Consider the following 25,471-nt stretch of genomic DNA (forward strand, 5'->3'; position numbering starts at 1 on the left):
TTAGAACCTTGCCTGAACGGTCAGGTCGAAACTCTGTTCCTTGTCGAAATCTTCTTTTTTCAGAGCTTTTGAGAAGTTGAAGCGCAGTGGGCCGAACGGTGTTTCCCACAGAACCGACACACCAAGCACGTGGCGGATCGAGCCATCAGCCCCCACAATATTCGCACCCGCTGTGTTGACGTTACTGACATTGTAGAGGTTGCCTACGTCGTAAAACACGCCGCCCCGCAGGCCCAATTCTTCCGGCAGCCCAAGAGGAAAGTCGCTTTCGAACCGCGCCACCCAATAATAGTTGCCGCCGATTGCATCATCCTGCCCGTTGGACAAATCTCGCGGTCCAATACCAGCCGGTTCAAACCCCCGGAACGTGCTGGGCCCCAGAATGAAACGGTCAATGGTACGGCTGAAGTCATTCCCCGACCAATGCAGCGCACCGGCTTCAAAAGTTGCCCGCAGAACGACCTCTTCGTTCCACACACGGGTCTGTGCGATACTGCGCGCAGTCGTCTTGAAGAACTTGTTGTCACCGCCCAGACCCGCTGCGTCAAACCCGAGTTCGAACAAAACACCGGCGTTTGGATTCAGACCACCCAGACGGCTGTCATACACATAGGTTAGACCAAGGGTGCTGCTGACCCGCTCACCTTGGGCAATTTCCGAACTGATGACAGCGCCGTTCGGCTGATCGCCTTGCTGGGTCATTTCAGACCGTTCCCAACCATAGCGCACACGCAGGGCCGACAAATCGCCAATCGAATATGTCAGCTGCGGAGTAAAGAACGCTCGGTCAGTATCATAGCTGGCAAAGCTGGAATTCGTTGCTGCAATGCCCAATCCCAGATCAAAACGTAGTTTACGGCCCAAAAGGTACGGCTCGGTAAAGGTCAGCGAGTATTGCTCGGAGTCCTGGGCAGTTGAGATGAGTACCCCGATATTCTGGCCCCGGCCAAGAAAGTTCGATTCATTCAAGCCAATCGCAATACCGAAACCATCCGAGGCCGAATAGCTACCACCAAGGCTGAGCGATCCGGTGGGTTGCTCCTCGACATCCACATCCAGGATGACCTGGCTGGGCGAGGATCCTTCACGCGGCTCGACCTCGGCACGAGCGAAGAAACCCAAAGCGTTGATCCGCTCAGCCGCCTGACGAATTTCACGTGGGTTGAACGGGTCGCCTTCCACGGTGTCGAACTGACGACGGATCACCCGGTCCAACGTGGTTGTGTTGCCCTCGATATCAATGCGTTCCACGAAAATTCGCGGGCCGCGACTAAGGACGAATTCAACGTCCAGCGTCAGATCACGCGGATTGCGCGTGACGCGCGGCTCGACGCGCAGGAAATCCACGCCCTGTTTCACGCCCAACCGCTCCTGACGGGCAATCGAGTTCTCGATCAGGGTCGGAGAATAGGTCACGCCCGGTTTGATTTTCAAAGCGTCCTGATAGATCGACGCATCCACACCCGGGATCTCGCTGACGGTCGTGATTTTGCCGAACGAGAACTTCTGCCCTTCGGTGATGTTCATAACAAGGAAAAAGGCGTCCCGCTCGCGGGTGAATTCCACGTTGGCACTGTTCACACGAAAATCTGCAAATCCGCGCGACAAATAGAAATCCCGGATCACTTGTTTATCAAATTCGATCCGGTCTCCGATGAACGTATCATTGCGGAAGAACGTCCGCAGGAAAGTGGCCTGTTTGGTCTCGAGCACGCGACGCAGACGGCGGTCGGAAAACGCACGGTTGCCGACAAAACTGACACGTTCAATCTCAATCGTGGTGCCTTCTGCAACCTCGAACACCAGATCGACGCGGTTATCATTCCGGCGGATGACGCGCGGGATCACAGTTGCCGATACCCGACCTTGCGCAGAATAGACTTCGGCAATGAGATCGGCATCCGCCTCGGCCACCTGGGGCGTGAAAACACGGCGCGGCTCGGATGTGATCACGTCCAGCAGAAGATCATCTTTGACCCGGCGATTCCCTTCGATGCTGATTTGGTTGATCGTTGGATACTCTTGCACCTCGATCACCAGAGTCGAGCCACGAGGTGTCAATTCGACTGTTTCAAAAACACCACTGTCAAGCACACGCTGATACGCGTCATTCAACTGACCTGCCGAAACCGTCTGCCCCGGCTCGATTCCCGTCTGTTGAATGATTGTGCCGGTCTCGATGCGCCGGTTCCCCTCAACTTCGAATGAATTAATGGTGAAGTTTTGAGCCTGCGCTGCATGCGGCAAAGCCAGTAAACCCATTACCGCAGTAAGAAAAAGAAATGATCGTGTGCGCCACAAAATCTTGTTTGTTGTCATCTGCCCTCCGCAGGATATACCCGCGCCTCGCCCGTCAGCCATTTTTTCTCTACCCAAAAATTTAGGACTTAATGCTGAGTAGCGGGATTGAATGCGCTTGTCAAAACTCCAAAACCATCAGGGCGACGATAGGTCACCTGACAAGCATTTTTACAGGGCTTTTGGGGAATCAGAGACCGGCGAGATACGCACCGCCGGCAAGTGCCAGCGCTGTCAGACCAAAGCACAAAAGCACATCCCAGTTCAGAACGAACAGGATGCTGACACTCTGATAGGATTTTTGAATAGCTTTGGTCATGGCCGCCTCATTTTTCAGCGGCCACTTTCTACGCCTGAAATGCGGCATCAATGCGGCGCGAATGCGCCGCTTGCGCCACAATCAGCAGAACAGATCGTTACTGACCGAGAAAACCATGAGGCTGAGAACGACTGCAATTCCGAGGGTCATCAAAATCCGCAGCGCTTTGTCGCTGGGCGGTTTGCCCGAGACGGCCTCGTAGGCGTAGAACACCAGGTGCCCTCCGTCCAAGGCCGGGATCGGGAACAGGTTCAGCAGACCTACAGCCGTTGACAGCACCGCGATGAAGAAGATGAAATTCTGCGCACCCTGGCTGGCCATGGCACCCGAGGTCTCGGCGATTCCGATCGGACCCGAGATGTTACAGGTGCTGATCGCGCCGGTAATCATGTGCCACATGCCGGACAGAGACCCTTCTATGATGCGCCCGGTCTGACCCACACCGCCAACCAGCGAATCCCAAAGCCCCGCAGGCTCGGTCGCGGGTTGCAGCATCATGCCGCCAACGATCCCGATCCGCCAATGGGTGACGAACCCACCATCCGGCTGAGGTTCATCGGTCCGACGCGGAGCAAGCGCGAACTCAAGCTCGGCCCCGTCACGCCAGACGTTCAACAACAACACCCGACCGTCCGAACCTTCAACATGTTCTTTCAGTTGCTCGAACGCAAAGATCGGATCTCCATCGACCGAGGTGATGACGTCGCCCCCTTCCAACTGGATATCAAACGCCGCACTGCGCGGCGTGACCTGCTGGATCAGCGGCGGGAACAGCCAAGGGGCTGAGACATCCAGCGTTTCGCCATCGCGCAGGACCGTATAGTCCAGCACCGGTTCGACCGGCAGAGCGTCGGTGAAATCGCTCCACGCGCCTTCTTCGTCGAAATCAGGCACTTCAATCCCGGCAATGGCCAGAATCTCATCGCCCTCCTGCAGCCCCTGCTCTGTTCCCGGCAGCGGCTTCAGTTCGCCCACCGTCAGCGGCTCACGCGTAACGCCCTGAGACCAGAAGATCAGGCCAAAGACCAGAATCGACATGACGAAATTGAAGACCGGCCCCGCCGCCACAGTGGCGGTTCTCGCCCAAAGGGGTGCTCCGTGCATGGTGTGGCGCAGGTATTCCGGCTGCTGCTGCGCGATGTCATCCATCGCGTCTTCATCCTTGCCCGAGGCCGCATTGGCATCACCAAGGAACTTCACATAGCCGCCAAAGGGCAACAGCGCGATCTGCCACCGCGTGCCGCGTTTATCCACGCGGCTCCATAGAACAGGGCCGAACCCGATCGAGAACACCTCGGCATGAATGCCGGACCAGCGGCCGACGATGTAGTGCCCGTACTCGTGAACCGCGACGATCGCGGACAGGGCGATCACAAAGGCCACAATCGTCCAGAGCAAATTTCCGAACTGAGGGATCAGCGAAAGTACGTCCAAAACTCTATCCTGCTCGTTTGATCACGGCTTCATCCGCCCACTGCCGTGCGAGATGGTCCGTTTGCTGTACGTTATCAAGGGTCAAAGGGGCGTTAATAAGGCCATCCTCGGCATCAAAACGGTCCAGAACGCGTGAGACGACTTCTGCCATGGTCGTGAAACCTATTTGGCCTGCGATGAAGTGATCCAAAGCACGTTCTTTCGCGGCGTTGAAAACGGCCCCCGAAAGGCCGCCGCGCGCCATCACGTCTCGGGCCAGTTTCAGCGCGGGATAGCGGTTCAGGTCGGGATGGGAAAAGCGCAACTGGCTGAGCTGCGCCAGATCCAACCGATCAACCGGCAGATCGCGCCTTTCGGGCCAATGCAGAGCATAACCAATTGCATGCCGCATATCAGGCGGGCCCAGATGTGCCATCAGCGCCCCGTCCCGAAACCCGACCATCGCATGCACTATGGATTCGGGATGCACCAATACCTCGATCTGGTCCGGACCGACGCCAAAGAATTCTCGGGTTTCAATGACTTCAAGCGCTTTATTGAACATGGATGCACTATCAATCGTGATCCGCTGCCCCATGTTCCAGTTCGGATGGCTTGAGGCCTGTGTAACGGTTGCGGACGCCAGATCCTCGAGCGGCCAATCCCGGAACGCTCCGCCGCTTGCGGTGATGATGACGCGTTCGACCGCATCCATATCCTCACCGGCCAATGCCTGAAACACCGCTGAATGCTCACTGTCGACAGGCAGTACACGCGCATCGTTCTCGCGGGCCGTCTGCAAAACTAGGGCGCCCGCACAGACTAAAGTTTCTTTATTGGCAAGCGCCAGCGTTGCGCCCTGTTTTAACGCCTCAATTCCGGGGGCCAGACCGGCGGCGCCAACAATCGCGGACAGCACCCAATCGGCGGGGCGCGCGGCGGCTTCGACGATCGCGCTCTGACCCGCCGCTGCCTCGATCCCGCTGCCCTGCAACGCATCGCGGAGGTCCTGCAACCGGTCCTCAAACGCGGTGACCGCGACTTGCGCGCCAAGCCGCCGGGCATCCTCGGCCAGTTTCCGGATGTTCGCGCCACCTGTCAGGGCGACCACATCATAGGCTTCGATATCGCGCGCAATGAGGTCAATCGCATTCTGACCAATTGATCCGGTCGCCCCAAGGATCGAGACTTCGCGCATCACATCTCTCCGGGAGCGTAAACCAGCCCTGCGATCAGCACGAACAACGCCGCGCCCATCATGCCGTCAAATCGGTCGAGAAACCCGCCATGCCCCGGTATGAGGTTCGAACTGTCTTTGACGCCGAATTTCCGCTTGACCGCGCTTTCACAGATATCGCCCGCCTGGCTGGCCATGGACGCCAGAACCGAGACCAGAACGAACGGTACCCCGAACCCGCCATGCATTGCGAAACCCGCGCCAACTAGGCCCGCCGCGACCCAACCACCTGCCGTGCCCGACCATGTTTTCTTGGGGCTGACCTTGGGCCAGAATTTCGGGCCACCAATGGCCTTGCCCACGAAATACCCGGCAACATCCGTTGCCACGACGACCGCGATCAGCCAGACCATCCAGCCGAAGCCCATGTTTTCACGTATGGAAATGAAGCCTAGACCAGCGCCCGCAATCCACAAAGCAAACAGAAAGTACAACCCGCGCGAACGGGTGACCTGCCCTGCCCCGACCAGCGCCGGAGCAACGAGAAACGGTAGCTTGTAGAGCGGCGGCACGTGATAGCTGATGATCACCGCAACCCCGGTCAGAATACCGAGTTGCATGGCCATGCCTCCGCGCTGCGGTTCGATCATGCGTACAAGTTCCCAAGTCATCAAACCGCAGGCAACCGCGATGAAGCTTTCAAACCACAAGCCGCCCAGCCAGACCTCAACCGCGCCGATTGCGACCAAAACGACTGCGGACAGAACCCGTGCGGTCAGATCAGACCATCGGCCTTCGCTCATGCCAGAACCGCTCCGAAACGCCGCTCGCGCGCGCCGTAGTTGCGGCACAGACGCTCCAACTCGGCGGCAGTGAAATCCGGCCAGAGGGTGTCGATAAATTCGTATTCGGAATAGGCCGACTGCCACAGGAGAAAGTTCGAGATCCGCGCCTCTCCGCTGGTGCGAATGACAAGATCGGGATCGGGTAGAACACGTGTATCCAGATACTTGGGCAGGGTTTCTTCATCCACATCTTCGGGCTTCAGCCGCCCCTCGGCCACGTCCCGTGCAAGACGTTTCGTGGCCCGCGCCACCTCATCCCGGCCGCCATAGTTCAACGCGACGGTCAAATGGACCAAATCGTTGTCCTTCGTTGCCTCTTCCAGCGAATCCATCAGGTCGATCAGCTTGGCATCCAAGCGGACCCGATCGCCGATAAAGCGCACGCGAATGCCATTCTCAGCCAGAGTGCGGGTTTCCTTGATGATATACCGCCGAAACAGGCTCATGAGGCCAGCGACTTCGACCTGAGTCCGCTTCCAGTTCTCCGTCGAAAACGCAAAAACCGTCAGGTATTTGATGCCCAACCCCGGACAGGCCTCGACCACCTCTCGTACGCGCCGCGCACCTGCGTGGTGACCAAAAAGCCGAGGCCGGCCACGCGCCTGCGCCCACCGACCATTGCCATCCATGATAATTGCGACATGCTTTGGGCCAGCCTGCACGTCCGTATGGGGATCCTTGGGCATCAGTACCGGCTCAGACCTGCATGATTTCCGACTGCTTGGTCTCAAGCGCGGCATCAACAGCTTTGATCATCGTGTCGGTCAGATCCTGAACTTCGCTTTCCCAGAACTTCTGGTCATCCTCGGACATTCCATCCGATTTCGCTTTCTTGATCTGATCCATACCGTCCCGGCGTACGTTGCGGATCGAAACCCGCGCGCTTTCGGCATATTGCCCGGCAACTTTGCCCAGCTCGCGGCGGCGCTCTTCGTTCAGTTCCGGGATCGGCAGCATGATGATTGTGCCGTTCAGCTGTGGATTGATACCCAGCCCGCTTTCACGGATCGCCTTTTCCACCTTGCCCACAAGGCCCTTGTCCCAGACATTCACCGTCACCATCCGAGGTTCAGGCACATTGACCGTGCCAACCTGGTTGATCGGCGTCATCGAGCCATAGGCATCCACCATCACCGGCTCCAGCATCGAGGCCGAGGCCCGCCCGGTGCGCAGAGAGGCAAATTCAGTTTTGAGATTGGACATCGCGCCATCCATGCGGCGTTTCAGATCGTCGGTGTCCAGTTCGAAGTCGTCAGACATGCTGCTCACTCCCCGTCTTCAAGTGCTGTTTGGATGGGTCTTAAGCCATCGCATTTGGGATGTATAGCAATCATGAGCATGAATTGTGGCAATGACCAGAACTGTTTCGGTCCTTTTGCCGACCCGAAGGTTAAGCCAGGGCAGTTCTGCCCCGGCTATTTTCCTTTATCAGGCGTTTACGTCGACGACAACGCGCCCCTTGACCTGACCTTTCAGAATATCCGCACCCAGCTGCGGCAAATCGGACAGAGCGGCCGGATGCACCATGGCCTCCAGCTTGTCCATCGGCAGGTCGGTCGCGATGCGCTGCCAAGCCCGCAGACGGTTGTCATAGGGCTGCATCACGCTATCGATCCCCAGAAGGTTCACCCCACGCAGCAGGAAGGGAATCACTGTTGCAGGCAACCCCGCACCACCGGCAAGTCCAACAGCGGCGACCGAGCAACCGTATTTCATCTGACCCAAAACGCGCGCCAGCATGTCACCGCCAACTGCATCGACACAGCCCGCCCAGGTTTCGCTTTCCAGCGGGCGCTTTGTGGTTTCGTTCAGCTCTTCACGCGGCACGATGGTCGTGGCGCCAAGCGATTTCAGGTAGTCTCCGGTCTCAGGACGTCCGGTTACAGCCGCGACCTCATAACCCAGCTTGCCCAGAATGGCCGTCGCCACCGAACCAACACCACCCGCAGCGCCAGTCACCAGCACAGGCCCACGATCCGGCGTCAAACCGTGATCCTCCAGTGCCATAACCGCCAACATGGCCGTGAACCCGGCTGTTCCAACGGCCATCGCCTGCCGAGCATCCAACCCATCCGGCAAAGGCACCAACCAATCGGCCCGAGCGTTGGCCTTCTGCGAATACCCACCCCAATGGGCCTCACCCACTCGCCAGCCGGTCAGAACCACCTTGTCACCGGGCGTGTAACGGTCATCCGAAGACGCTTCGACCGTTCCTGCATAGTCGATACCGGGAATGTGCGGATAGTTCCGCACCAGCCCACCACCCTTGGCCGACAGGCACAAACCGTCCTTGTAGTTCACCGTCGAATACTCAACAGCCACTGTTACCTCTCCGTCAGGCAGATCCTCCAGCGAGAGCTGCTTGACCGAGGGGCTTGCCAGACCGCTTTCTTCATCCTTTTCCATAACCAAAGCATTGAACATATTGCTATCCTTTCATTTTTGGCGGCCAGCCCAATCCTTCACCTGGCCCAAAATATCCCGGGGGAGTCGCGCAGCGACGGGGGCAGAGCCCCCAGCCTCCGCTAGATCCAAAACTGCCCCTGCACCGTCGCGCCCCGCATTCCGTCAGGCGTTTCAACCTCAACCTTTGTTCCGGCGTCCCAATGGCTCAATTTGACCATACCTATCGAAACATTGGTCGAGAAATCCGGAGACCAGGCCGCAGACGTCACCTGACCCACCTGCTTTCCGCCCGCAAAGACAGGCCACGGCTGAACACAAGGCGGCACTGCATCTCCGTCAATTGCGATCGGTCTGATCTGCTGCACCGGGCCCTCCTTGGCCACGCGCAACAACGCATCCCGGCCCACACAGCCAATAGCGGTATGCGTATTGCAGAACTTGCCCAGCCCACATTCATGCGGTGTGTTGTCGTCGGTCATATCATTGCCGTAGGACAGCAACCCACCTTCGATCCGCTCGATCAGGTTGGGGCACCCGGCCCGCACGTCCAGGTCTTCGCCCGCCGAGAACAGAGCGTTCCACAGATGCATACCAATATCGCTGCCCTCGACATAAATCTCGAACCCGCCCTGTTTTGAGTATCCCGAACGGGCAACCGCAAGGTCGCGCCCTTCGAATTCGAACATGTCGAACTTGAAGAAACGTATATCGCGCACACGATCACCGAATACGCGCGCCATCAGCTCATCTGCCTTTGGCCCCTGAACGCCTAAGGGCGACACGTCCGGCTCATCAACCAGCACATCCAGACGATATCCGTTGGCCAACCCTTTGACCCATAGCAACAAATCGCTGTCGGCGATAGAGATCCACCAGCGGTCCTCCGACAGTTTCACCGCTACGGGATCGTTCAGCATACCACCGGTTTCGTCCACAATCGGCACATAGAAGCACTGCCCGGGCAGCATCCCGCGCAGGTCACGCGGTGTCAGCATCTGCATCAGACGGGCAGCATCCGGCCCGCGCAGTTCAACCTGACGTTCACAGGAGACGTCCCAGACCTGAACGTTCTTCTTCAGGTGATGGTAGTCGGCCTCGACACTTTCAAAAACCGTCGGCAACAACATCCGATTGTACACCGTGTAGCCTTTGACACCAGCGGCTTCGACGCCTTCGGAAAACGGCGTACGACGCAGGCGACGAGACAGGGATATTTGCGGCATTCAGCCCTCCTTTGGCATGAAGCAAAGATCGCTGACCGGGGCCTCGGAACCGGCTTCAGTCAGCATTTTGTGGAGTTGTCCACGATGATGGGTTTGATGGTTGAAGAAATGCATCACGCATTGCGCGTAAGGCAAAGTAACATCAGCCTCTTTTGCGGCTGAGTACCATGTGAAAGGCCCGGAAAGGACCTCATCGCCAAGCGTATCCGCCCAGTCCGAGATCCGGTCATCCATAGCCACGCGCAGAGCCAGCCAGCTGTCGAGGTCAGGGCAGAGATGCACGCTTTCGTGGATGCCGCCTCCGGGTCGGTGGATATTGCTCTCTGGTCCCGGCCCTTTGTCAAAGCGTGACATCCAGATCCAGTCGCCCCACAGCAAGTGGTTCGCCGTGCCCATGATCGAGCCGAAAAACGCACCGCGTTCCTGCATCAGTTCCTCGGGTGAGAGCGCTTGAAGAAATTCTGCCAACTGGCTGTTTTGCCAGTGGTTGTAGCGCGCCATTTCCCTTGCATAGGCTCCGGAGATCATCACTTGGGCCCATGCCAGTCGATCGGGCAGATCTCGGCGGATTTACCACCGAAATCCCAGACGCGCCCATAATCGCGCACTTTCGATTTGTTTCCGCGCGCCACGATGATGTCTGGCCCCATCCAGTATTTGGAGTTCGACACCATCACCGGATGCTCAGGGTCTTTACCGCCCAGCATCTCGATCTCGCCTTGGATTTTGCGACCGATCGCAATCCTGCGCTTGTTGCCGTCCCGTTCGATCTGGACCGGAGCACGCTCGGCCCCGATGATCTCACTCACCAGCATTGTGAACAGACCCGTGGTGCCCCCGGCCTGACCGCTGAAAATCTGCAGCAGCCCGTTATAGGCCTTACCGCTGGCGCGTTCATCGACGTAAGCGGCGACTTTCCATTGCCCCTCGCCCATGCGACCCGGAATATCGACCAGCAGGCCGACATTCAGACCAGACAGGTCTTCGCCCTCGTAGTGCCCTTCGTCGATGATCACACCCATCCAGGCGTGACAATGACCCTCGGTCGGAGGGTGCGCACCCAATGAGACCACACAAGGGCAGAACACATCGCATGAGCAGTTCAGGATCAACTCGCCTTTGATGGACCAATCCGTCGGGCTCATCTCACGCCGTTTCGGGTTGGGCATACGGCTGTCGATCCGCTGACTAATCGGAAGCCGGTCGGCCTCGGGTTTTCTGTTTTTTGCCATCAGCTTATCCTCCGTAAGCAAAGGGATAGATCAGCAGCACAACACCGCCTGCAATCAGTATGAACCCCATGGGTCGGGTCACAGCATGCCCGATCTGGGGGAGTTTTTCCAAAACCATGAACAGGGTCGCCAGACCCATCCACAAAAGGCTCATGACGCCACCGACAAAGCCGAGCGCCATGAAGCCCCAGCAGCAACCGACGCAGAACGCGCCCAGGCCCAGCCCCATTCTCACACCGCCCGCAAAGCCGGTTTTCCAATGGCTTAAAAAATACGTCATTGGGGCGTGACAGACGCCGTGGCAAACCTCTTTGGCGCGAGTGAACTGGAAGGCGCCGACCACGATCAGCAGCCCTCCGGCCACCCAATGGGACTTGGCGATGCCCAGCATATCGACAAACCCACCGAACAGCAGGGCAAGCTGAACGCCCGCGATAAGCGCCGCAAATCCCACCCAGACGATGAAATACCCGGCCAGAACGCCCAGCCATCCAGCCCGCGTACCATTGGCGCTGCGTATCAGGTCGTCATAGCTGCGGAGCGTCGGCACAAGCGTCGGCAGCATCATTGCAGCCATCATGATCGCCCACATCCAGAACAAAGGTCCGAACTCCGCCATGGGCATATACATATCCATGCGCGGATCCATCGCCGCCATGGCCTGTCCCATCGGCCCTGGCCGGCCAATGAAGTCGAGGTCCATGTCTCGGCTCATCGAGAACATGACCCACCAGGCCCACAGGATCACTGCGTAGAACGCCAGCCACATCCCGCTGCGGAACATTGCGCGACTCATGTGATCCTCCGACTCAACTCTCTTGCTTTTCAAATGTCAGACTTTTAAATGTCAGACAAATAAAATTTTCAGACCGGCTCCAAAATGAAGATAGATCCCGCCAATCCCGCAGACCTCTCTGCCCAGATCGCACAGGCCATTCGGAACGCGATCGTGTCCGGCGAATTGATCGTGGATGAGCGCCTGCCCTCTGAATCGGAGCTTGCAGATCAGTTTCAGGTTTCGCGCCCCACGGTACGCGAGGCCCTGAAGCGTTTGGCCGCGCAGTCCCTGATCCGCACCCAACGCGGTGCAACCGGCGGGGCCTTTGTGAACCGGATCAGCTTTGAGGACGCCTATTCGCAGCAAATAACCACCTCGACCCTGCTGCTGTCGATGAACGCCGTCAGTTTCGATACGGCATGCGAGGCGCGGTATGCGCTGGAACGCGCCTGCGCGGCTTTGTCAGCCCAACGTCGCACCGCGGATCAACTGGCAACGATGCGGGCCGAGATCTTTCGTCAGGCTCAGCCGGGCCTGACAGATGAGGCCTTCTGCGCCTCGGACGTCGCCTTTCACCGCGCGCTGGTCGATGGCGCGGACAATCCAGTGCTGTCCTATCAACTGGCGGGTGCGGTCGAGGCCATGCAGCCTCTGATGAACATGATCACTTTCACCGCGCGCTCGCGCGAAGAAATCATTGCGCTGCACACCAAGATCGCCGACGCGCTTGAGGCGCGCGATGCCCCATCGGTAGACGCAACGCTGATCGAACTAGAAACCTATACGCGCCAACTGGCCCGAGACGTGGCTGAGCGCAAACGTAAAACCGCCTGACACCCAGGCCCGAAATCTGACGCAGACCAACAGGCAGAAAGGAAGCACGAGCAGGCAGGATGTCACCCGGCGGCAAGACCGGAACTCTCAAAATTAATTGAAGATCAATGACTTACGGGAGGATGTTATGAACACGAGACCGGACCCAACCTTTTACCCATCTGCCAAGCTGGCGATGGAGGGCCCCACTGAGACGCTTGCTTTTACGCTGATGCTCAGCCCGGATTTTTCGCAACCTGACGGGCTGGCGGTTGTGAATGTCGATCCAACTTCTGACGACTATGGAAAAATCGTCCATCAGGTCATCATGCCGGAAAAAGGCGATGAATTTCACCACTTTGGCTGGAATGCTTGCTCTTCCGCGCTGTCACCACTGACGGGCCATGCGTTTCTGGAGCGGCGCTATCTGATCATTCCGGGCATCCGCTCCAGCCGGATCTACGTGATCGACGTGAAGAACCCGCTTGAGGCCAAGATCCACAAGATCATCGAACCCGAAGAAGTCTTTGCAAAGACAGGTTATTCTCGCCCCCACACCATTCATTGCGGACCTGAGGGCATCTATGTCAGCACCTTGGGCGGTGGCGGAGAGGACGGAACCGATGGCCCTCCGGGTATCTTCATCATGGATTGCGAAAGTTTCGAGATCATCGGACGGTATGAGATCGAGCGCGGTGTTCAAGACAAGCACTATGATTTCTGGTGGAACCTACCGCGTGACTACATGGTCAGTTCCGAATGGGGGCTGCCGCCACAGTTCGAAAACGGAATCGTGGCCGAGGACCTGCTATCGAACAAATACGGTCACAGCATCCATTTCTGGAACCTGCGCAGCCGTACCAATATCCAAACCATTGATCTGGGCGAAAACCACCAGATGGCGCTGGAAATCCGGCCTGCGCATGATCCGGTCAAACAGTATGGCTTCTGCGGCGTCGTTGTGGACACAACCAACCTGCAAGGTGCGATCTTCACATGGTGGAGAAACGATGACGGCACGTTTGAGGCCAAGAAAACCATCACCATCGACCCGCAACCGGCCGACCCGGATGACCTGCCGGACTTGCTGAAAGGTTTCTCGGCCGTTCCACCGCTGGTGACAGATATCGACCTGAGCCTCGACGACAAGTACCTCTATGTCGCCTGCTGGGGCACCGGTGAGATGCACCAATATGACGTCTCGGACCCGATGAACCCGACACTCGCGGGCAAGGTCGAAATTGGCGGGATCGTCAAAAAGACCAAACATCCGAACGGTCAGGACTTTGGCTATGGCCCGCAAATGGTCGAAATCAGCCGCGACGGCAAACGGGTCTACTGGACAAACTCGCTCTATTCCACTTGGGATGACCAGTTCTATCCCGGTGAACGTGGAGCGGCGATGGTCAAGGCGGATGTCGGCGAGAACGGAGGCTTGACCTTGGATCCTAAGTTCTGGGTCGAGTTCCCCAAAGGTTATCGCAGCCACCAGATCCGGCTGGAGGGCGGAGACTGTTCGACCGACAGTTTCTGCTACCCTTCGGTCTGAGTTGGAATTTCTGATGACATCAACGGCTGGCCTCTGGCTAGCCGTTGTTCTCAGCGGTGCCTATCACGGGCTGAATCCCGGTATGGGCTGGCCGCTTGCCGTCTCGTCAGCGTTGATGGAGCAGCGCCAGTCGGCGCTCTGGCGCGCGCTGGCGGCGCTTGCTGGCGGTCATTTCCTGGCGATGCTGGGTGTCCTGTTGCCATTTGCAATGATGGCCGTGTTGATCGACTACCAACGCGAAATCCGCATTGGGGCCGCGCTGATCGTTATTGCGATGGGGCTTTATATTGCCGTCACACGCAACCACCCTCGGTTCTTGTCGCGTGTGCCGCCCAGCAAACTCGCGCTGTGGTCCTTTTTGGTCGCGCTGGCCCATGGCGCGGCCTTGATGCTGGTTCCGATCTATCTGGGCCTATGCAACTTGGATGAGCTAGACGCCGGGCATCAGGCCATCTCTCAGATCATGACAACGAACACCCTGCTGGTTCTGGCCGTGGCCGCGCTCCACACGGCGGCAATGATCCTAGGAGGCGGTCTTCTGGCCTATGGCGTCTATCGCTGGCTGGGGCTGCAATTCCTCTCACGCACGTGGTTCAACCTTGAACTCATCTGGGCACTCAGCCTGATTTTGGTCGGCGTGATGGGGCTTTGGTCGGCAATCTAGTCGCCGCACGATCACCTTGCACAAGTTTTGAAAAACCGCTTTGTCCTGCTTTGAAAGAAGTTAGGAGTTTTCGAAGTGTCCCAGAACACGCGCCCCACGGAAATGCTGCGTCAGGGCAAGGCTGCCGACTGGCAGGCGGCAACAACCCATGCCTTCACGCGCGAGTTGTCAGACGGCACCCTGCCCGAGGACAAGATGCGCTGGTATCTGCAACAGGACTATCAGTTCGTCGATGGCTTCGTCCGCCTGCTGGCCAGCGCCATCGCACACGCGCCCACCTTGGCCGACAGCGTTCTGGCCGCGCAATTTCTAGCGGTGATTACCGGTCCTGAAAACACCTACTTCCTGCGCTCGCTCGAGGCTCTGGGCACACAACCCAGCACCGACGCTGCCCCCGCCACCAAGGCGTTTCAGGACCTGATGGCGGAGGCTGCGGCCTCGGGCCGGTATGAGAACACGCTTGCAGTGCTGGTTGTCGCCGAATGGGTCTATCTCAGCTGGGTCAGCCCGGAAAATCCGCCGAAACCCGACCTGCCCTTCTGGTTCGCGGAATGGATCACGCTACATGCCGGAGGAGGTTTTGAGGGCGTGGTCGAGTATCTGCGTGGACAGCTCGACAAGACCTGGCCCACCTTGACGCCCGAGGCGCAAGCCGAGGTCACAAGACTTTTCCACCGGGCGGTTGAGCTGGAGAAAGACTTTTTTGACGCCGCCTACGCGGTGTAACCGGATAAAGGCACGATCATGGTACATATCCTCAACGTCATCGCGGCTCTGCTGACCATCGGCTTTGGCCTGTTCGGCTTTCTCGCACCTTTGCACACCGCGACGGCGCTGGATCTGGCCCCGACCAACAGCACCATGGGCCTGAGCGAGATGCGCGCCTCGGTCGGAGGGTTGTTCGTCGTGACGGGCATCGCCGTGATCTGGCTAAACCATCCAATGGCATACGCCATGCTGGGCGTAGCCTATGCCGGGGCGGCTTTGGGGCGGTTCGTGTCGGTGCTGCTGGACAACCCTCCGCTTGCCAAGGCCATGATTTTCGGGGGAATTGAACTGATCCTGGCCGTCTGGCTGATCGCTGCAAATCTGAACCGCACCTCGTGATTTACAGTGCCCTGAGGGCATTTCCGGGTTTGCATCCCGAAATCTCCTCACCTATATAAGTTCTGTCCTTCGGGACTATGGACATAAACGCGCTCGTAATAAGCGGATCGGACCCGGGGGCGGTACCCGGCGGCTCCACCAACCATCCTTCGTTTGAGGATTTTGGGGCCGAAATAGGATCGACGAACGTCTAAAGGGGTTAGCTTTGTCTCGGCTGTCTGCCACCGTTATCGGCGAAACTAGTACAATTGCAAACGACAATCGTGCTCCGGTTGCAGTTGCTGCGTAAGCAGTAACAAGACCGAAACTTAAGCCCTTGCGCCTAGCCGCGTAAGGCGGGGTTCGCAGGTACCTGGCAACAGAAACCTGCATTCTTTCACGCCTTTTGTCTGCGTTTATTTTTATTTCGGCTCAGATTCAGAGTTTATTCATCCCTTTTGTCCAAAGTCATCTCAGACAGACAGGAGGGCCGGGATGACCCACTCAGATATCTTGAAAGCTTGGTATTCGGAAGTTTGGGAACAAGGGAATACCGATGCGATTGATCAATATTTTGCACCAGAAACCATGGCCGAGGGGCTGATCCCTGAAATGCAGGTTGGGGCCGATGATTTTCGCGATCTGGTGATGGCCTTCCGGCATATTCTGGGTGACATCTCGGTCGAGCTGCCAAAGATCATCGAAAGCGGGGACTGGGTGTCCGGCATTCTGCACGTCAAAACTTTCCGCGCCGACAATGGCGCACCGCTTGAGGTGACAGGTCAGGTCATGGCTCGCTTCAAAGGCGACAAGATGGTCGAAGCATACAACCAGTTCGATTTCATATCGTTTTTTGAACAGCTTGGGCAATTTCCGCAGGATACCCTGCCCGTCTGCATGACCGGTCAGCGACTGGATTGGAGCTGAACACCCAAGCCGCCTTGACCCCCAAGTTTCCAACGCGATAGCTAAGGCCATATGTGCTGCGCGCATTCCGAGCGCGGCCGCTATTGCAGGGAAACGGGTCATGCTTCGTGATCGAAAAATCCAGCCATCCGAGCGCATTTTGACCGTCGGGCAGACGTGACATGACGCCTTCGATGCACGAGCTTGTTCTGGTCTTCGGCAGAATTGGTCTTTTGTCCTTCGGCGGCCCTGCGGCACAGATATCCTTGATGCATCAGGAGTTGGTAGACCGTCGCGCCTGGTTGTCTGAGGAAACCTATTTGCGCGCCCTGTCCCTATGCATGTTGCTGCCGGGGCCAGAGGCAATGCAGTTGGCCACCTATGCGGGCTGGCGTCTTCGGGGCGTGACCGGAGGGTTGATTGCTGGCACCCTGTTTGTCCTGCCGGGGGCCATGGTGATTGCCGCGCTGGTTCTGCTCTATGCTCGCTTCGGCACCCTGCCCCTTGTGCAAGCCGGTTTTCTGGGAATCAAGGCCACGGTCATCGTGATCGTTCTGCAAGCGCTCCTGAAGCTTTCACGAAAAGCATTGACCGACACGGAACACCGCCTCATCGCGGGGATCGGATTCCTGGGTATCTTCCTGTTCAACCTGCCCTTCCCACTGATCATTCTGGCCGCTGCACTCTGGGGCTATGCGTCGTTCAAGGGACCCGTTGCGCAGCAAGACACCTCCCCACGCGCAAGTTTTTCCGGCACCCTACGCACGGTTGCCATTTGGGTGCCGCTCTGGCTCGGCCCATTGGTCCTCCTGTCCCTGTCCGGTCATCAATTGCTCAGCGACTTGGGATGGTTCTTCGCCCGTCTGGCCGTGGTGACCTTTGGCGGAGCCTACGCGGTTCTGGCCTACATGACCCAGACCGTCGTCGATCAATACCAATGGATCAGTACCGGTCAGATGATTGACGCGCTGGGCCTTGCGGAAACCACCCCCGGCCCGTTGATTCTGGTCACGCAATTCGTCGCGATGCTGACCGGACAAATCAACGGAGGGGTCTCGCTGGCCTTCGCCGCAGGTGCGGTTGCGCTATGGGCGACGTTCGTTCCGTGTTTCCTTTGGATCTTTCTGGCCGCTCCGTACTTGGACAAACTGGCGACCCGCCCTCGGCTCTCTGCCGGTTTGCATGGCATAACGGCAGCCGTCGTAGGTGTGATTCTCAACCTCTCCGTGTGGTTCGCCTTGAACGTTCTATTCGGTGCACTCACGCAATACAGTTGGGGGCCTGTCTCGATACCTCTGCCTGGGTGGGACTCGCTAAACCTCACTGCGGTTGCGCTTACTATCGCCGCTGGGGTATTGATTTTTCGGGCAAAATTAGGGATGGCAACGGTTCTGGCACTGATGTCCGTCACTGGCATCGCTATCCAGCTATTATGATCAATCCGGCGATACCCGCCCTTTCGTTTCCAGCTAAAACGCCTATGCTGGATGCAACCACTTTCGAGGATGACACATGTCGCAAGACATCGACTATGGAAACCTGATGCACACAGCCATGCGCGGGCTGATCAAAACCGTTCTGACCGGTGTCTCTGAAACCGGGCTACCAGGCGCGCACCATTTCTTCATCACGTTCGATACAAGAGAAGACGGCGTCGACATCGCAGACTGGCTGCGTGACCGCTATCCCGAAGAGATGACGATTGTGATGCAGCACTGGTTCGAAAACCTCGAGGTCGGCGAAAACGGCTTTGCGATTACGTTGAACTTCGGCGACGCGCCGGAACCGCTCTACATCCCTTACACGGCCATCAAAACCTTCGTAGATCCGTCTGTCGAATTCGGCCTGCGCTTTGAAGGACCCGAGGATGACGACGCGGAAGAGGAATTCGTAGAAGAGACAATTGAGGTCGAAGAACCCGAGGTTCATCACGACGCGGACGTCGTCTCATTGGATAGCTTCCGCAAGTAACCCATCAAGCCCCGCGCCCGTCGCGGGGTTTATTGTTTTTGTAAAAAGGTCTCGACCGCGCGGGATTTGTTTCCGTTGATGAAGCGTGAGAAAGACAGGTTCAGACCGCCCTCGGCCAATGTACGGTCATATTGCTGCAACTCGTAGCCGCCCTGCGCATCAATAAATAGGGAAAATACGGTCATCGTGTCCCCCTCAATCCGGCCCCAGACAAAAGGTTCGCCTTTCATTGGGTCCAGGGGCACCTCATGGCCGAACACATTCCGTTGCATGGCAGCAGAAAACACATCGGGCCGGTCCGAGGGCACAAAGTCGACCGAGAATTTCTGTTGCTTAACCCGCCCGTCCAGCTTGTAGGTCGTTGTGGTCCAGCTGACATTGAACCCGTGGCGGGTCTCATGGATCGAAACGCTCATATCCCGAGGCGTTGCAGTTCCATCTACGTCGACAACATTGGCGGATCCGGTGTAGTCCCCGACGAAAGGCGTGATACTGGATGCGTTTGCCAGCGTGCCCAGCAGGACCAGCCCCATGGCCAACAGCATGGTTTTCAACGGGATCATCCGAGCTGAGATTGGCATTTCATCCTCCACGATGGCCACACATTTATTGTAGCTCAGCGGCAGGCGCGCACAATGGGGCTCGTGCGCGCGATTGGAACAATTTCACCCGCCTTGCGCCTATACCTTGGGTTTTGTTGAGTTTAAGCTGCGCTCAACTGGCCAATTGCGTTGCGGCGCTGCCTTGGCTAAACGGCATACAACTGCATACCAGACGGAGTACCCGATGTCTCAGACCCGCACCGAATCCGACAGCTTTGGCCCGCTCGAGGTTCCCGCTGACAAGTACTGGGGGGCGCAAACACAGCGCTCGATCATGAACTTCCCCATCGGCTGGGAGAAGCAGCCCGTGGCCATCGTGCGTGCGCTGGGCGTGATCAAAAAAGCCTGCGCGATGGAGAACAAAGCGACCGGCAAGCTGGACGCAAAGATCGCCGACGCGATCATTCAGGCCGCCGGTGAGGTGATCGAGGGCAAGTTTGACGACAACTTCCCTCTGGTCGTGTGGCAGACTGGCTCGGGCACGCAGTCCAACATGAACTCGAACGAGGTCATCGCCAACCGCGCGATCGAGATTCTGGGCGGCGTCATCGGCTCGAAAGACCCGGTTCACCCCAATGATCACTGCAATATGGGCCAGTCGTCGAACGACACATTCCCCACCGCCATGCATATCGCTACCGCGATGAGCGTGCGCGATGTGCTGCTGCCGGGCCTTGAGAAACTGGCATCGGGACTGGAGCAGAAAGCCGAAGAATTCAAAGACATCATCAAGATCGGCCGGACACATACGCAGGACGCGACACCTCTGACCCTGGGTCAGGAATTCGGTGGCTATGCCCATCAGATTCGTCAGGGCATCGCCCGCGTTCAAGCCGCCCTGCCCGGTATTTACGAACTGGCCCAAGGCGGAACGGCCGTCGGCACCGGCCTGAACACGCAGAACGGCTGGGGCGAAGCGGTCGCAGGCCACATGGCCGAGATCACCGGCCTGCCCTTCGTGACCGCGCCCAACAAGTTCGAAGCGCTGGCCGCCCATGACGCCATGGTCTTCATGTCGGGCGCGTTGGCGACGATTGCGGGCAGCTGCTACAAGATCGCCAATGACATTCGCTTCCTCGGCTCTGGCCCGCGCTCGGGTCTGGGTGAGCTGATTCTGCCGGAAAATGAGCCCGGCTCGTCGATCATGCCCGGCAAGGTGAACCCGACACAGGCCGAGGCGCTGACCCAAGTCGCGGCACATGTGATGGGCAACAACGCCGCGATGACCTTCGCCGGCTCGCAAGGGCATTTTGAGCTGAACGTCTACAATCCGATGATGTCCTACAACCTGTTACAGTCGATCCAACTGCTTGGCGATGCCACCGACAGCTTTACCGAGCGGATGCTGCAGGGCATCAAGGCCAATGAGCCGCGTATCGACAAGCTGATGAAGGAATCGCTGATGCTGGTGACCGCTCTGGCCCCGACCATCGGATATGACAACGCCACCACGGTTGCCAAAACGGCGCATAAAAACGGAACGACCCTCAAGGAAGAGGCCATTGCACTGGGCTTTGTCGATGAGGAAACCTTTGACGCCGTTGTGCGCCCCGAACAAATGATCGGTCCGAAAGACTGATGGGTAAGCCGGTCAATCTGAACCGGTATCGGAAAGAGAAAGCGCGGGCCGAGAAAAAGGCCCGCGCGGATCAAAATGCGGTCGCCTTCGGGCGCAGTAAGGCCGAAAAACAGGTCGTGAAGCTGCAAAAGGACAAGCAGACCCGCGATCTGGACAATCACGAGTTGGATGAATGAGCGGCCCTCCGGTCAAACGCTCTCTGACCCTCAAGGGGCACCGGACGTCAGTCTCTCTTGAGGATGAATTCTGGCGTGCGTTCCGCGATATCGCCGAAGAAAAACAACAACCCATCAACGCTTTGGCGGCAGATATTGATGTTGCACGTGACCCTGAAACAGGGTTGGCATCGGCCATTCGGGTTTTCATTCTGAACTGGTACCGCGACAAGCTTTGACGCTTGTCAGAGCCTCAGCTTTGAGTGTAGCCTGAGTGAGAACAAAATAGGTACACTCATGAGCAAAACAGTTTTGGGTCCAGATGGCCGCGCCCGGTGCGCATGGTGTCAATCGGCGCCTGAGTTTTTCGACTATCACGACATGGAATGGGGTTACCCGGTGTCCGATGATCAGCGATTGTTCGAAAAACTGTGTCTTGAGAGTTTTCAGTCCGGCCTCAGCTGGCGCACGATCCTGAACAAGCGCGAGAATTTTCGCCGGGCCTTTTGCGACTTTGATTTCAACAAGATGGCCGAGTTTTCGGAGGCAGATATCGAACGTCTTTTGCAAGATGCAGCTATTATCCGCCATCGCGGCAAGATCGAAGCCGTGATCAACAACGCCCGCCGCGCGCAGGAGTTGGTGGCGCAGGAAGGTTCCCTCGCGGCGTATGTCTGGCGGTATGAACCGACCTCTCCGCCAGAGCCACAGACTGCCAGCACCTCAGCCGAGTCGGTGGGGATGTCGAAAGACCTGAAAAAGAGGGGCTGGAAATTTGTCGGCCCCACCACCGTTTTTGCCTTCATGCAGGCGATGGGGCTGATCAATGATCACGCGATAGGCTGCGTCAGCCGGGAAAAAGCGGCACAGATGCGCCGCGATTTCGTCAAACCGGTTTAGGGGTCAGGCCGACGCTTTGAAGATCTTGTCGATATTGCTGCCGAGGGCGGCGTTGAATTCCGCATCCGATTGCTGTTTCGAAAGCCCCTCGGTCAGCGCGCGTGAGAAAGATGCGATCATCTTGCCGTTCTGACCCAGCAGATCACAGGCCTGCTCGGTCGAGTAGCCACCCGACAGGGCTACGACGCGCAGAACACGCGGGTGATCGGCTAGTTCATCATAGAGGTTCGCGGTGCTTGGGATGGTCAGCTTCAGCATGACCTCCTGCCCCTCGGCCAGTTGGCCGAGGTTTTTCAGGATTTCAGCTTTCAGGATGTCCTCGGCCTCGGCTTTGGTCTCCGAGTTGATGTTCACCTCAGGCTCGACAATCGGAACCATGCCAGCGTCGGTCACAACGCGGGCTACGTCGAATTGCTGGGCAACAACGGCGGCGATGCCTTCGGCGTTGGCTTCGTGGATAACCGAGCGTTCCTTGGTACCAAACACGCCCTCCGCCTGGGCCAGAGTCTCGGCCAGGCCTGGGATCGGCTTCATCATTTGCACACCGTTTGCAGTCTCTTCCAGACCCTTGTCGATTTTCAGAAACGGCACGATCCCTTTGACGGACCATAGATAATCAGCGACTTTACGGCCATCGATCTCTTCGCCAAGGGTGCGCTCGAAAAGGATCGCACCGATCACTTTGTCCTTCGTGAAGTCATCCGCCAGGATGATCCGCGCGCGCATGTTCTGGATTTCGCCGAACATCTCCTCCTCCGAAGCGTATTGCGCCGCGTCCACACCATAAAGCGCCAGAGCCTTCGGGGTTGATCCGCCGCTTTGATCCAGTGCTGCAATAAAGCCTGCTCCGTCTGACATCTGCGCGCGCTGTTCTGCTTTGGACATAGTATTTTCCCGTTCAAGACTGATTCCGATTTCCTTCACCGCATACAGCACAGTTCTGGGTGATGGTAGTTTGTTAGCGCTCAACCACGCGCAACCAAATGCCATCCCGTGATCTGACCGTCAGATGAGCCACCGGAACGGGCGTTTTATCAGGGATTGATTCGAATCTGAAATGGCGCAGCAGCGTGGACAGGATCAAGGGCCCCTCAACCATCGCAAACCCGGCCCCGGGACAGACGCGCGGGCCTGTCGAGAACGGAATATAGGCCTCACGCTGACAGGTTTTGCCGTTATCAGTACTCCAACGAGTTGGATCGAAGCCATCCGGGTTGTCCCACAGCCGCTCCTGCCGATGCAGATGCCACGGGCTGATCACGATCTGTGACCCTTTTGGAATGTCTCTGTTGCGAAATCTCTCGGGGCAACTGGCCTGCCGGACCATCATCGGCACCGGCGGGTAGAGCCTCAGGGCCTCACGGAACACATCCCGGCTGAGTTTCAGCTTGGACATCACCGCGAAAGACCGATCCTCAAGCGCATCAGCTTCCTTCGCCAGACTCTCCTGCCACTCGGGGTAAAGCGCCATCAGGTAGAGCGTCCACGCAAGGGCCGAGGCGCTGGTTTCGTGCCCGGCCAGAAAGAAGATCGCAACCTGATCGACCATCTCCTCCGGTTCAAAACACTTGCCGGTTTCCGGGTCCGGTGTCGTCATGATCTTGGTTGCCAGATCATCGGGCGCGCGATCCGCAGCAATCGCCGCAGCCCGGTCTTTCGTCAGTTTGGCAATCAGGGCGCGGATCTCTCGCGCGGTTCCGCGGGTCTTTCGCGAATGAAACCGGGGCAACCAGCGCGGGAGCGGCACAAAAGCGGCGAGGTTCAACAAGGGCTGCTCGCGCTGATACGCTCGGAACCTGTCGAATACCTGTGCGGCGATGTCGTGTTCGATAGGCACGGAAAACAGAGTTCGGAAAATCACGTCAGCGGCGGCATGGCTGGTGACCTGTTCGCACTCGACCTGCGTTCCCACCAAAGGTCGCAGCCGATCCACACAAGCGTCAGCGGCGGCGAGCATGGCGGGGAACGTATCCTTCAGCCGTCCGCCCTCAAAAGCAGGGTCAATGATACGACGCTGGTGCTTCCACATCGCCCCGTTCGTGAGAAACACGGACTCCCCCAGCAACGGCCGCAACCCCTCCCTGATGCGGTTGGATTTCGGAAAATCATCCTGACGTTTCTTGAGGACTTCATCCACCAAATCCGGTTGATTGATCATGTAGGACCGGAAGAACGGCGTGCGAAACTCGGCCATCCACGCGCGGTAGAGGCGCTGAGGTTGCGCCGACAGAAGGTCCTGCCGGAACAATTTCAGATAGCGCCAGAGAGAGACTCGATCCGTACGAGATTGCGGCTTGGGCGGCTTCATCAGCACGTATCCGTGTATTTCGAGACCGGCGTCTCAATCCGGCTGTTCGACGGCGCGCGGTCTTTGAACCGTTCTGCCAATGTCAGAGGTCCCGCAGTGATGCGAAAATAGTCATAGGTTCCCGGTCGATCAAAGGCGCAGAGGTATTGAAAATGCAACCGAAAGAACCTCCACCTCAGGGCTTTCCACCGCTCCGGTGACAGCGTCTGTGTAAACGCGGCGGACAGGACCAGAGGCCATTTCTTGTCGGGACCCGCGACACCGCTAACGGCGACCGGATCACATAGGGCGAAAGAGCAGCCATCCCCCGGTGCTGAGACATCCACCCATGTCAAAGTCGCTTGCGTAGACAGGAACTGAAGGTCCGACCTGAGTTTCTGTGCTTTGGGCAGGAACGAGACCATCGGCACCACTTGCCCGAGTGTGAGAAACGAAAGTGTCGGCCCACCTGCGGTCTGTCTGCGCAAAACATCCGCCAGAACTGAAACGCCAAGATGCGCGCCCGAACTATGGCCGACGACCAGAACCTCATCCACATCCGTCTCTAGCGCGGCCGCGATCAAATCCGCGAACTCCTCCAAGCGGTGCTGGAGCTTGTCCGGAATCTCCCCCTGAAATTGCGCCGAGTATGCGTAATCATGCATCAGGTAATAGGCGAAAAGCCGATTGTCGATTTTGCGAAACCAACGCAGGAGGCCATAGGCCAAAATCAAACCCGGCAGCAGCCCCCACCATCCAATTAGACCAACCGCAAGGATCACAACGAAAATGGCGGCGAGAAGTTGCAAAAGCAGCATCCCCACCGGATAAAGCGCAGCAATCACCGGGCCCTTCCTTAGTTGCCGCAGCCTCTTCAACGTTCCTGTTGAGATATAGGTCCACGCCGTCTGACCAAGCTGCCGATAGGTCGCCAGAATTGAGCCCGACATGCTGTCCTGCACGATATCAGACCAGACCAGAACCTCGACATCCGTTTGAACCTCAACCCCGTCCTGAACGGACGAAACATGCCAGCCAAACGGGCCATCGCCCGTCTTTGGCGCAAGGTTGATCTGATAACCCGAGATCTCAGCCTGCGCCTTCGACTCGGTCCGATACAGCTCGCGGTAGCGCCGCGCGGGGATCGGGTCGTAGCCGGGAATGTAGAACACACGCCGCCTGCGCAGCTGTGGCTGATTTATCTGACTGCTCATGGCCTTACCTTCTGCTGCGCAGGTTAACGCAGCATTGCGGCCAAGGTAAGGTGG

General features: G+C 57.8%; 28 protein-coding genes and 1 other RNA gene. 13 read left to right on the top strand and 16 right to left on the bottom strand.

The annotated features are described in order from the left end of the window. The 12 genes from bamA to J7394_RS13000 all read right to left on the bottom strand — a co-directional run bounded on the left by bamA (nt 1) and on the right by J7394_RS13000 (nt 11,709). On the bottom strand, nt 1-2,319 hold the full coding sequence (gene bamA, locus J7394_RS12950) for an outer membrane protein assembly factor BamA (RefSeq protein WP_247748209.1): 2,319 nt from the start codon (nt 2,317-2,319) through the stop codon (nt 1-3). A gap of 169 nt (nt 2,320-2,488) precedes the next feature. Next, complete coding sequence (locus J7394_RS23035) at nt 2,489-2,617, bottom strand: hypothetical protein (protein ID WP_256439827.1); 129 nt, start codon at nt 2,615-2,617, stop codon at nt 2,489-2,491. An 81-nt stretch (nt 2,618-2,698) separates the two neighbouring features. Then, on the bottom strand, nt 2,699-4,051 hold the full coding sequence (gene rseP / locus J7394_RS12955; RefSeq protein WP_209253601.1) for an RIP metalloprotease RseP: 1,353 nt from the start codon (nt 4,049-4,051) through the stop codon (nt 2,699-2,701). Nucleotides 4,052-4,055: 4 nt separating this feature from the next. Next, nucleotides 4,056-5,228 (bottom strand): 1-deoxy-D-xylulose-5-phosphate reductoisomerase, encoded by a 1,173-nt coding sequence (gene dxr / locus J7394_RS12960; protein WP_209253603.1) that lies wholly within the window; start codon nt 5,226-5,228, stop codon nt 4,056-4,058. Beyond that, a complete protein-coding gene (locus tag J7394_RS12965) occupies nt 5,228-6,010 on the bottom strand; it encodes a phosphatidate cytidylyltransferase (protein ID WP_209253605.1) in 783 nt (260 codons plus the stop codon). Before J7394_RS12965 ends, dxr begins: the two co-directional genes overlap by 1 nt. Continuing rightward, the gene (locus J7394_RS12970; protein WP_170638659.1) at nt 6,007-6,738 is read right to left on the bottom strand and encodes an isoprenyl transferase; all 732 of its coding nucleotides are present in this window, start codon (nt 6,736-6,738) and stop codon (nt 6,007-6,009) included. The genes J7394_RS12965 and J7394_RS12970 overlap by 4 nt, the downstream gene beginning before the upstream one ends. Before the next feature lie 10 nt (nt 6,739-6,748). Then, nucleotides 6,749-7,312, bottom strand: a complete 564-nt coding sequence (gene frr / locus J7394_RS12975; protein ID WP_170373774.1) for a ribosome recycling factor — start codon at nt 7,310-7,312, stop codon at nt 6,749-6,751. Nucleotides 7,313-7,480: 168 nt separating this feature from the next. Then, nucleotides 7,481-8,476, bottom strand: a complete 996-nt coding sequence (acuI, locus tag J7394_RS12980) for an acryloyl-CoA reductase (protein ID WP_209253607.1) — start codon at nt 8,474-8,476, stop codon at nt 7,481-7,483. Between the two features lie 101 nt (nt 8,477-8,577). Continuing rightward, nucleotides 8,578-9,681, bottom strand: a complete 1,104-nt coding sequence (locus J7394_RS12985; protein WP_209253609.1) for a dimethylsulfoniopropionate demethylase — start codon at nt 9,679-9,681, stop codon at nt 8,578-8,580. Next, nucleotides 9,682-10,209 (bottom strand): DinB family protein, encoded by a 528-nt coding sequence (locus tag J7394_RS12990; protein WP_209253611.1) that lies wholly within the window; start codon nt 10,207-10,209, stop codon nt 9,682-9,684. Beyond that, complete coding sequence (locus J7394_RS12995; RefSeq protein ID WP_170458301.1) at nt 10,209-10,913, bottom strand: DUF1326 domain-containing protein; 705 nt, start codon at nt 10,911-10,913, stop codon at nt 10,209-10,211. The genes J7394_RS12990 and J7394_RS12995 overlap by 1 nt, the downstream gene beginning before the upstream one ends. 4 nt (nt 10,914-10,917) lie before the next feature. Next, entirely contained in the window at nt 10,918-11,709 is a 792-nt protein-coding gene (locus J7394_RS13000) for a DUF2182 domain-containing protein (protein ID WP_209253613.1), read from the bottom strand. Between the two features lie 84 nt (nt 11,710-11,793). Here J7394_RS13000 and J7394_RS13005 point away from each other — a divergent pair, with 84 nt between their 5' ends. The 9 genes from J7394_RS13005 to J7394_RS13045 all read left to right on the top strand — a co-directional run bounded on the left by J7394_RS13005 (nt 11,794) and on the right by J7394_RS13045 (nt 18,680). Then, on the top strand, nt 11,794-12,525 hold the full coding sequence (locus tag J7394_RS13005) for a FadR/GntR family transcriptional regulator (protein ID WP_170458306.1): 732 nt from the start codon (nt 11,794-11,796) through the stop codon (nt 12,523-12,525). Between the two features lie 127 nt (nt 12,526-12,652). Next, nucleotides 12,653-14,053: a selenium-binding protein SBP56-related protein gene (locus J7394_RS13010; RefSeq protein WP_209253615.1), complete on the top strand. Its 1,401-nt coding sequence runs from the start codon at nt 12,653-12,655 to the stop codon at nt 14,051-14,053. Nucleotides 14,054-14,066: 13 nt separating this feature from the next. Then, nucleotides 14,067-14,717 (top strand): hypothetical protein, encoded by a 651-nt coding sequence (locus J7394_RS13015; RefSeq protein WP_209253617.1) that lies wholly within the window; start codon nt 14,067-14,069, stop codon nt 14,715-14,717. Between the two features lie 75 nt (nt 14,718-14,792). Then, the gene (locus J7394_RS13020) at nt 14,793-15,443 is read left to right on the top strand and encodes a TenA family protein (protein WP_371812007.1); all 651 of its coding nucleotides are present in this window, start codon (nt 14,793-14,795) and stop codon (nt 15,441-15,443) included. An 18-nt stretch (nt 15,444-15,461) separates the two neighbouring features. Then, entirely contained in the window at nt 15,462-15,824 is a 363-nt protein-coding gene (locus J7394_RS13025; RefSeq protein ID WP_170479317.1) for a DUF4345 family protein, read from the top strand. A 25-nt stretch (nt 15,825-15,849) separates the two neighbouring features. Beyond that, nucleotides 15,850-16,197: a transfer-messenger RNA gene (gene ssrA, locus J7394_RS13030) on the top strand. Nucleotides 16,198-16,298: 101 nt separating this feature from the next. After that, nucleotides 16,299-16,730 carry an ester cyclase gene (locus tag J7394_RS13035; RefSeq protein ID WP_209253619.1) on the top strand — a complete coding sequence of 144 codons (432 nt, stop codon included), beginning with the start codon at nt 16,299-16,301 and terminating at the stop codon, nt 16,728-16,730. 161 nt (nt 16,731-16,891) lie between these two features. Next, a complete protein-coding gene (chrA, locus tag J7394_RS13040; RefSeq protein ID WP_209253621.1) occupies nt 16,892-18,145 on the top strand; it encodes a chromate efflux transporter in 1,254 nt (417 codons plus the stop codon). 76 nt (nt 18,146-18,221) lie between these two features. Beyond that, the gene (locus tag J7394_RS13045) at nt 18,222-18,680 is read left to right on the top strand and encodes an SspB family protein (protein WP_170466831.1); all 459 of its coding nucleotides are present in this window, start codon (nt 18,222-18,224) and stop codon (nt 18,678-18,680) included. Between the two features lie 29 nt (nt 18,681-18,709). On the opposite strand, the gene J7394_RS13050 is transcribed toward J7394_RS13045, so the two are convergent. Then, nucleotides 18,710-19,225, bottom strand: a complete 516-nt coding sequence (locus J7394_RS13050; protein WP_170665231.1) for a hypothetical protein — start codon at nt 19,223-19,225, stop codon at nt 18,710-18,712. A 241-nt stretch (nt 19,226-19,466) separates the two neighbouring features. Between J7394_RS13050 and fumC the strand changes: the two genes are divergently transcribed. The 4 genes from fumC to J7394_RS13070 are packed head-to-tail and all read left to right on the top strand — an operon-like array spanning nt 19,467 to nt 21,916. Next, complete coding sequence (gene fumC / locus J7394_RS13055; RefSeq protein ID WP_209253622.1) at nt 19,467-20,861, top strand: class II fumarate hydratase; 1,395 nt, start codon at nt 19,467-19,469, stop codon at nt 20,859-20,861. Beyond that, a complete protein-coding gene (locus tag J7394_RS13060) occupies nt 20,861-21,037 on the top strand; it encodes a DUF4169 family protein (protein WP_209253623.1) in 177 nt (58 codons plus the stop codon). The genes fumC and J7394_RS13060 overlap by 1 nt, the downstream gene beginning before the upstream one ends. Then, nucleotides 21,034-21,255, top strand: coding sequence for a ribbon-helix-helix domain-containing protein (locus J7394_RS13065; protein WP_170479303.1), 222 nt, complete (start codon nt 21,034-21,036; stop codon nt 21,253-21,255). Before J7394_RS13060 ends, J7394_RS13065 begins: the two co-directional genes overlap by 4 nt. Before the next feature lie 58 nt (nt 21,256-21,313). Then, a complete protein-coding gene (locus J7394_RS13070; RefSeq protein ID WP_209253624.1) occupies nt 21,314-21,916 on the top strand; it encodes a DNA-3-methyladenine glycosylase I in 603 nt (200 codons plus the stop codon). A gap of 3 nt (nt 21,917-21,919) precedes the next feature. Here J7394_RS13070 and J7394_RS13075 read toward each other — a convergent pair whose 3' ends face one another. From J7394_RS13075 to J7394_RS13085, 3 genes are all read right to left on the bottom strand, one after another. Beyond that, nucleotides 21,920-22,801, bottom strand: a complete 882-nt coding sequence (locus J7394_RS13075) for a fructose bisphosphate aldolase (protein ID WP_209253625.1) — start codon at nt 22,799-22,801, stop codon at nt 21,920-21,922. Nucleotides 22,802-22,874: 73 nt separating this feature from the next. Then, a complete protein-coding gene (locus J7394_RS13080) occupies nt 22,875-24,224 on the bottom strand; it encodes a cytochrome P450 (RefSeq protein ID WP_209253626.1) in 1,350 nt (449 codons plus the stop codon). Then, nucleotides 24,224-25,417: a hypothetical protein gene (locus tag J7394_RS13085; protein WP_209253628.1), complete on the bottom strand. Its 1,194-nt coding sequence runs from the start codon at nt 25,415-25,417 to the stop codon at nt 24,224-24,226. The genes J7394_RS13080 and J7394_RS13085 overlap by 1 nt, the downstream gene beginning before the upstream one ends. Nucleotides 25,418-25,471: the final 54 nt, after the last annotated feature.

This window comes from Ruegeria sp. R13_0 (assembly GCF_017743995.1).
In the GTDB taxonomy this organism is placed as follows: Bacteria; Pseudomonadota; Alphaproteobacteria; order Rhodobacterales; family Rhodobacteraceae; genus Ruegeria.

Bases quoted from the DNA above. Each gene is read 5' to 3' on its own strand.
- J7394_RS12965 (WP_209253605.1), bottom strand. From the start codon at position 6,010: ATGAGCGAAGGCCGATGGTCTGATCTGACCGCACGGGTTCTGTCCGCA.
- J7394_RS13010 (WP_209253615.1), top strand. From the start codon at position 12,653: ATGAACACGAGACCGGACCCAACCTTTTACCCATCTGCCAAGCTGGCG.
- dxr (WP_209253603.1), bottom strand. From the start codon at position 5,228: ATGCGCGAAGTCTCGATCCTTGGGGCGACCGGATCAATTGGTCAGAAT.
- frr (WP_170373774.1), bottom strand. From the start codon at position 7,312: ATGTCTGACGACTTCGAACTGGACACCGACGATCTGAAACGCCGCATG.
- J7394_RS13080 (WP_209253626.1), bottom strand. From the start codon at position 24,224: ATGAAGCCGCCCAAGCCGCAATCTCGTACGGATCGAGTCTCTCTCTGG.
- J7394_RS13085 (WP_209253628.1), bottom strand. From the start codon at position 25,417: ATGAGCAGTCAGATAAATCAGCCACAGCTGCGCAGGCGGCGTGTGTTC.
- bamA (WP_247748209.1), bottom strand. From the start codon at position 2,319: ATGACAACAAACAAGATTTTGTGGCGCACACGATCATTTCTTTTTCTT.
- J7394_RS13065 (WP_170479303.1), top strand. From the start codon at position 21,034: ATGAGCGGCCCTCCGGTCAAACGCTCTCTGACCCTCAAGGGGCACCGG.
- chrA (WP_209253621.1), top strand. From the start codon at position 16,892: ATGACGCCTTCGATGCACGAGCTTGTTCTGGTCTTCGGCAGAATTGGT.
- J7394_RS13005 (WP_170458306.1), top strand. From the start codon at position 11,794: ATGAAGATAGATCCCGCCAATCCCGCAGACCTCTCTGCCCAGATCGCA.
- J7394_RS13050 (WP_170665231.1), bottom strand. From the start codon at position 19,225: ATGCTGTTGGCCATGGGGCTGGTCCTGCTGGGCACGCTGGCAAACGCA.
- J7394_RS12990 (WP_209253611.1), bottom strand. From the start codon at position 10,209: ATGATCTCCGGAGCCTATGCAAGGGAAATGGCGCGCTACAACCACTGG.
- J7394_RS13025 (WP_170479317.1), top strand. From the start codon at position 15,462: ATGGTACATATCCTCAACGTCATCGCGGCTCTGCTGACCATCGGCTTT.
- J7394_RS13060 (WP_209253623.1), top strand. From the start codon at position 20,861: ATGGGTAAGCCGGTCAATCTGAACCGGTATCGGAAAGAGAAAGCGCGG.
- acuI (WP_209253607.1), bottom strand. From the start codon at position 8,476: ATGTTCAATGCTTTGGTTATGGAAAAGGATGAAGAAAGCGGTCTGGCA.
- fumC (WP_209253622.1), top strand. From the start codon at position 19,467: ATGTCTCAGACCCGCACCGAATCCGACAGCTTTGGCCCGCTCGAGGTT.
- J7394_RS12985 (WP_209253609.1), bottom strand. From the start codon at position 9,681: ATGCCGCAAATATCCCTGTCTCGTCGCCTGCGTCGTACGCCGTTTTCC.
- J7394_RS13075 (WP_209253625.1), bottom strand. From the start codon at position 22,801: ATGTCCAAAGCAGAACAGCGCGCGCAGATGTCAGACGGAGCAGGCTTT.
- J7394_RS13035 (WP_209253619.1), top strand. From the start codon at position 16,299: ATGACCCACTCAGATATCTTGAAAGCTTGGTATTCGGAAGTTTGGGAA.
- J7394_RS13070 (WP_209253624.1), top strand. From the start codon at position 21,314: ATGAGCAAAACAGTTTTGGGTCCAGATGGCCGCGCCCGGTGCGCATGG.
- J7394_RS12970 (WP_170638659.1), bottom strand. From the start codon at position 6,738: ATGCCCAAGGATCCCCATACGGACGTGCAGGCTGGCCCAAAGCATGTC.
- J7394_RS23035 (WP_256439827.1), bottom strand. From the start codon at position 2,617: ATGACCAAAGCTATTCAAAAATCCTATCAGAGTGTCAGCATCCTGTTC.
- J7394_RS12995 (WP_170458301.1), bottom strand. From the start codon at position 10,913: ATGGCAAAAAACAGAAAACCCGAGGCCGACCGGCTTCCGATTAGTCAG.
- J7394_RS13000 (WP_209253613.1), bottom strand. From the start codon at position 11,709: ATGAGTCGCGCAATGTTCCGCAGCGGGATGTGGCTGGCGTTCTACGCA.
- J7394_RS13045 (WP_170466831.1), top strand. From the start codon at position 18,222: ATGTCGCAAGACATCGACTATGGAAACCTGATGCACACAGCCATGCGC.
- J7394_RS13015 (WP_209253617.1), top strand. From the start codon at position 14,067: ATGACATCAACGGCTGGCCTCTGGCTAGCCGTTGTTCTCAGCGGTGCC.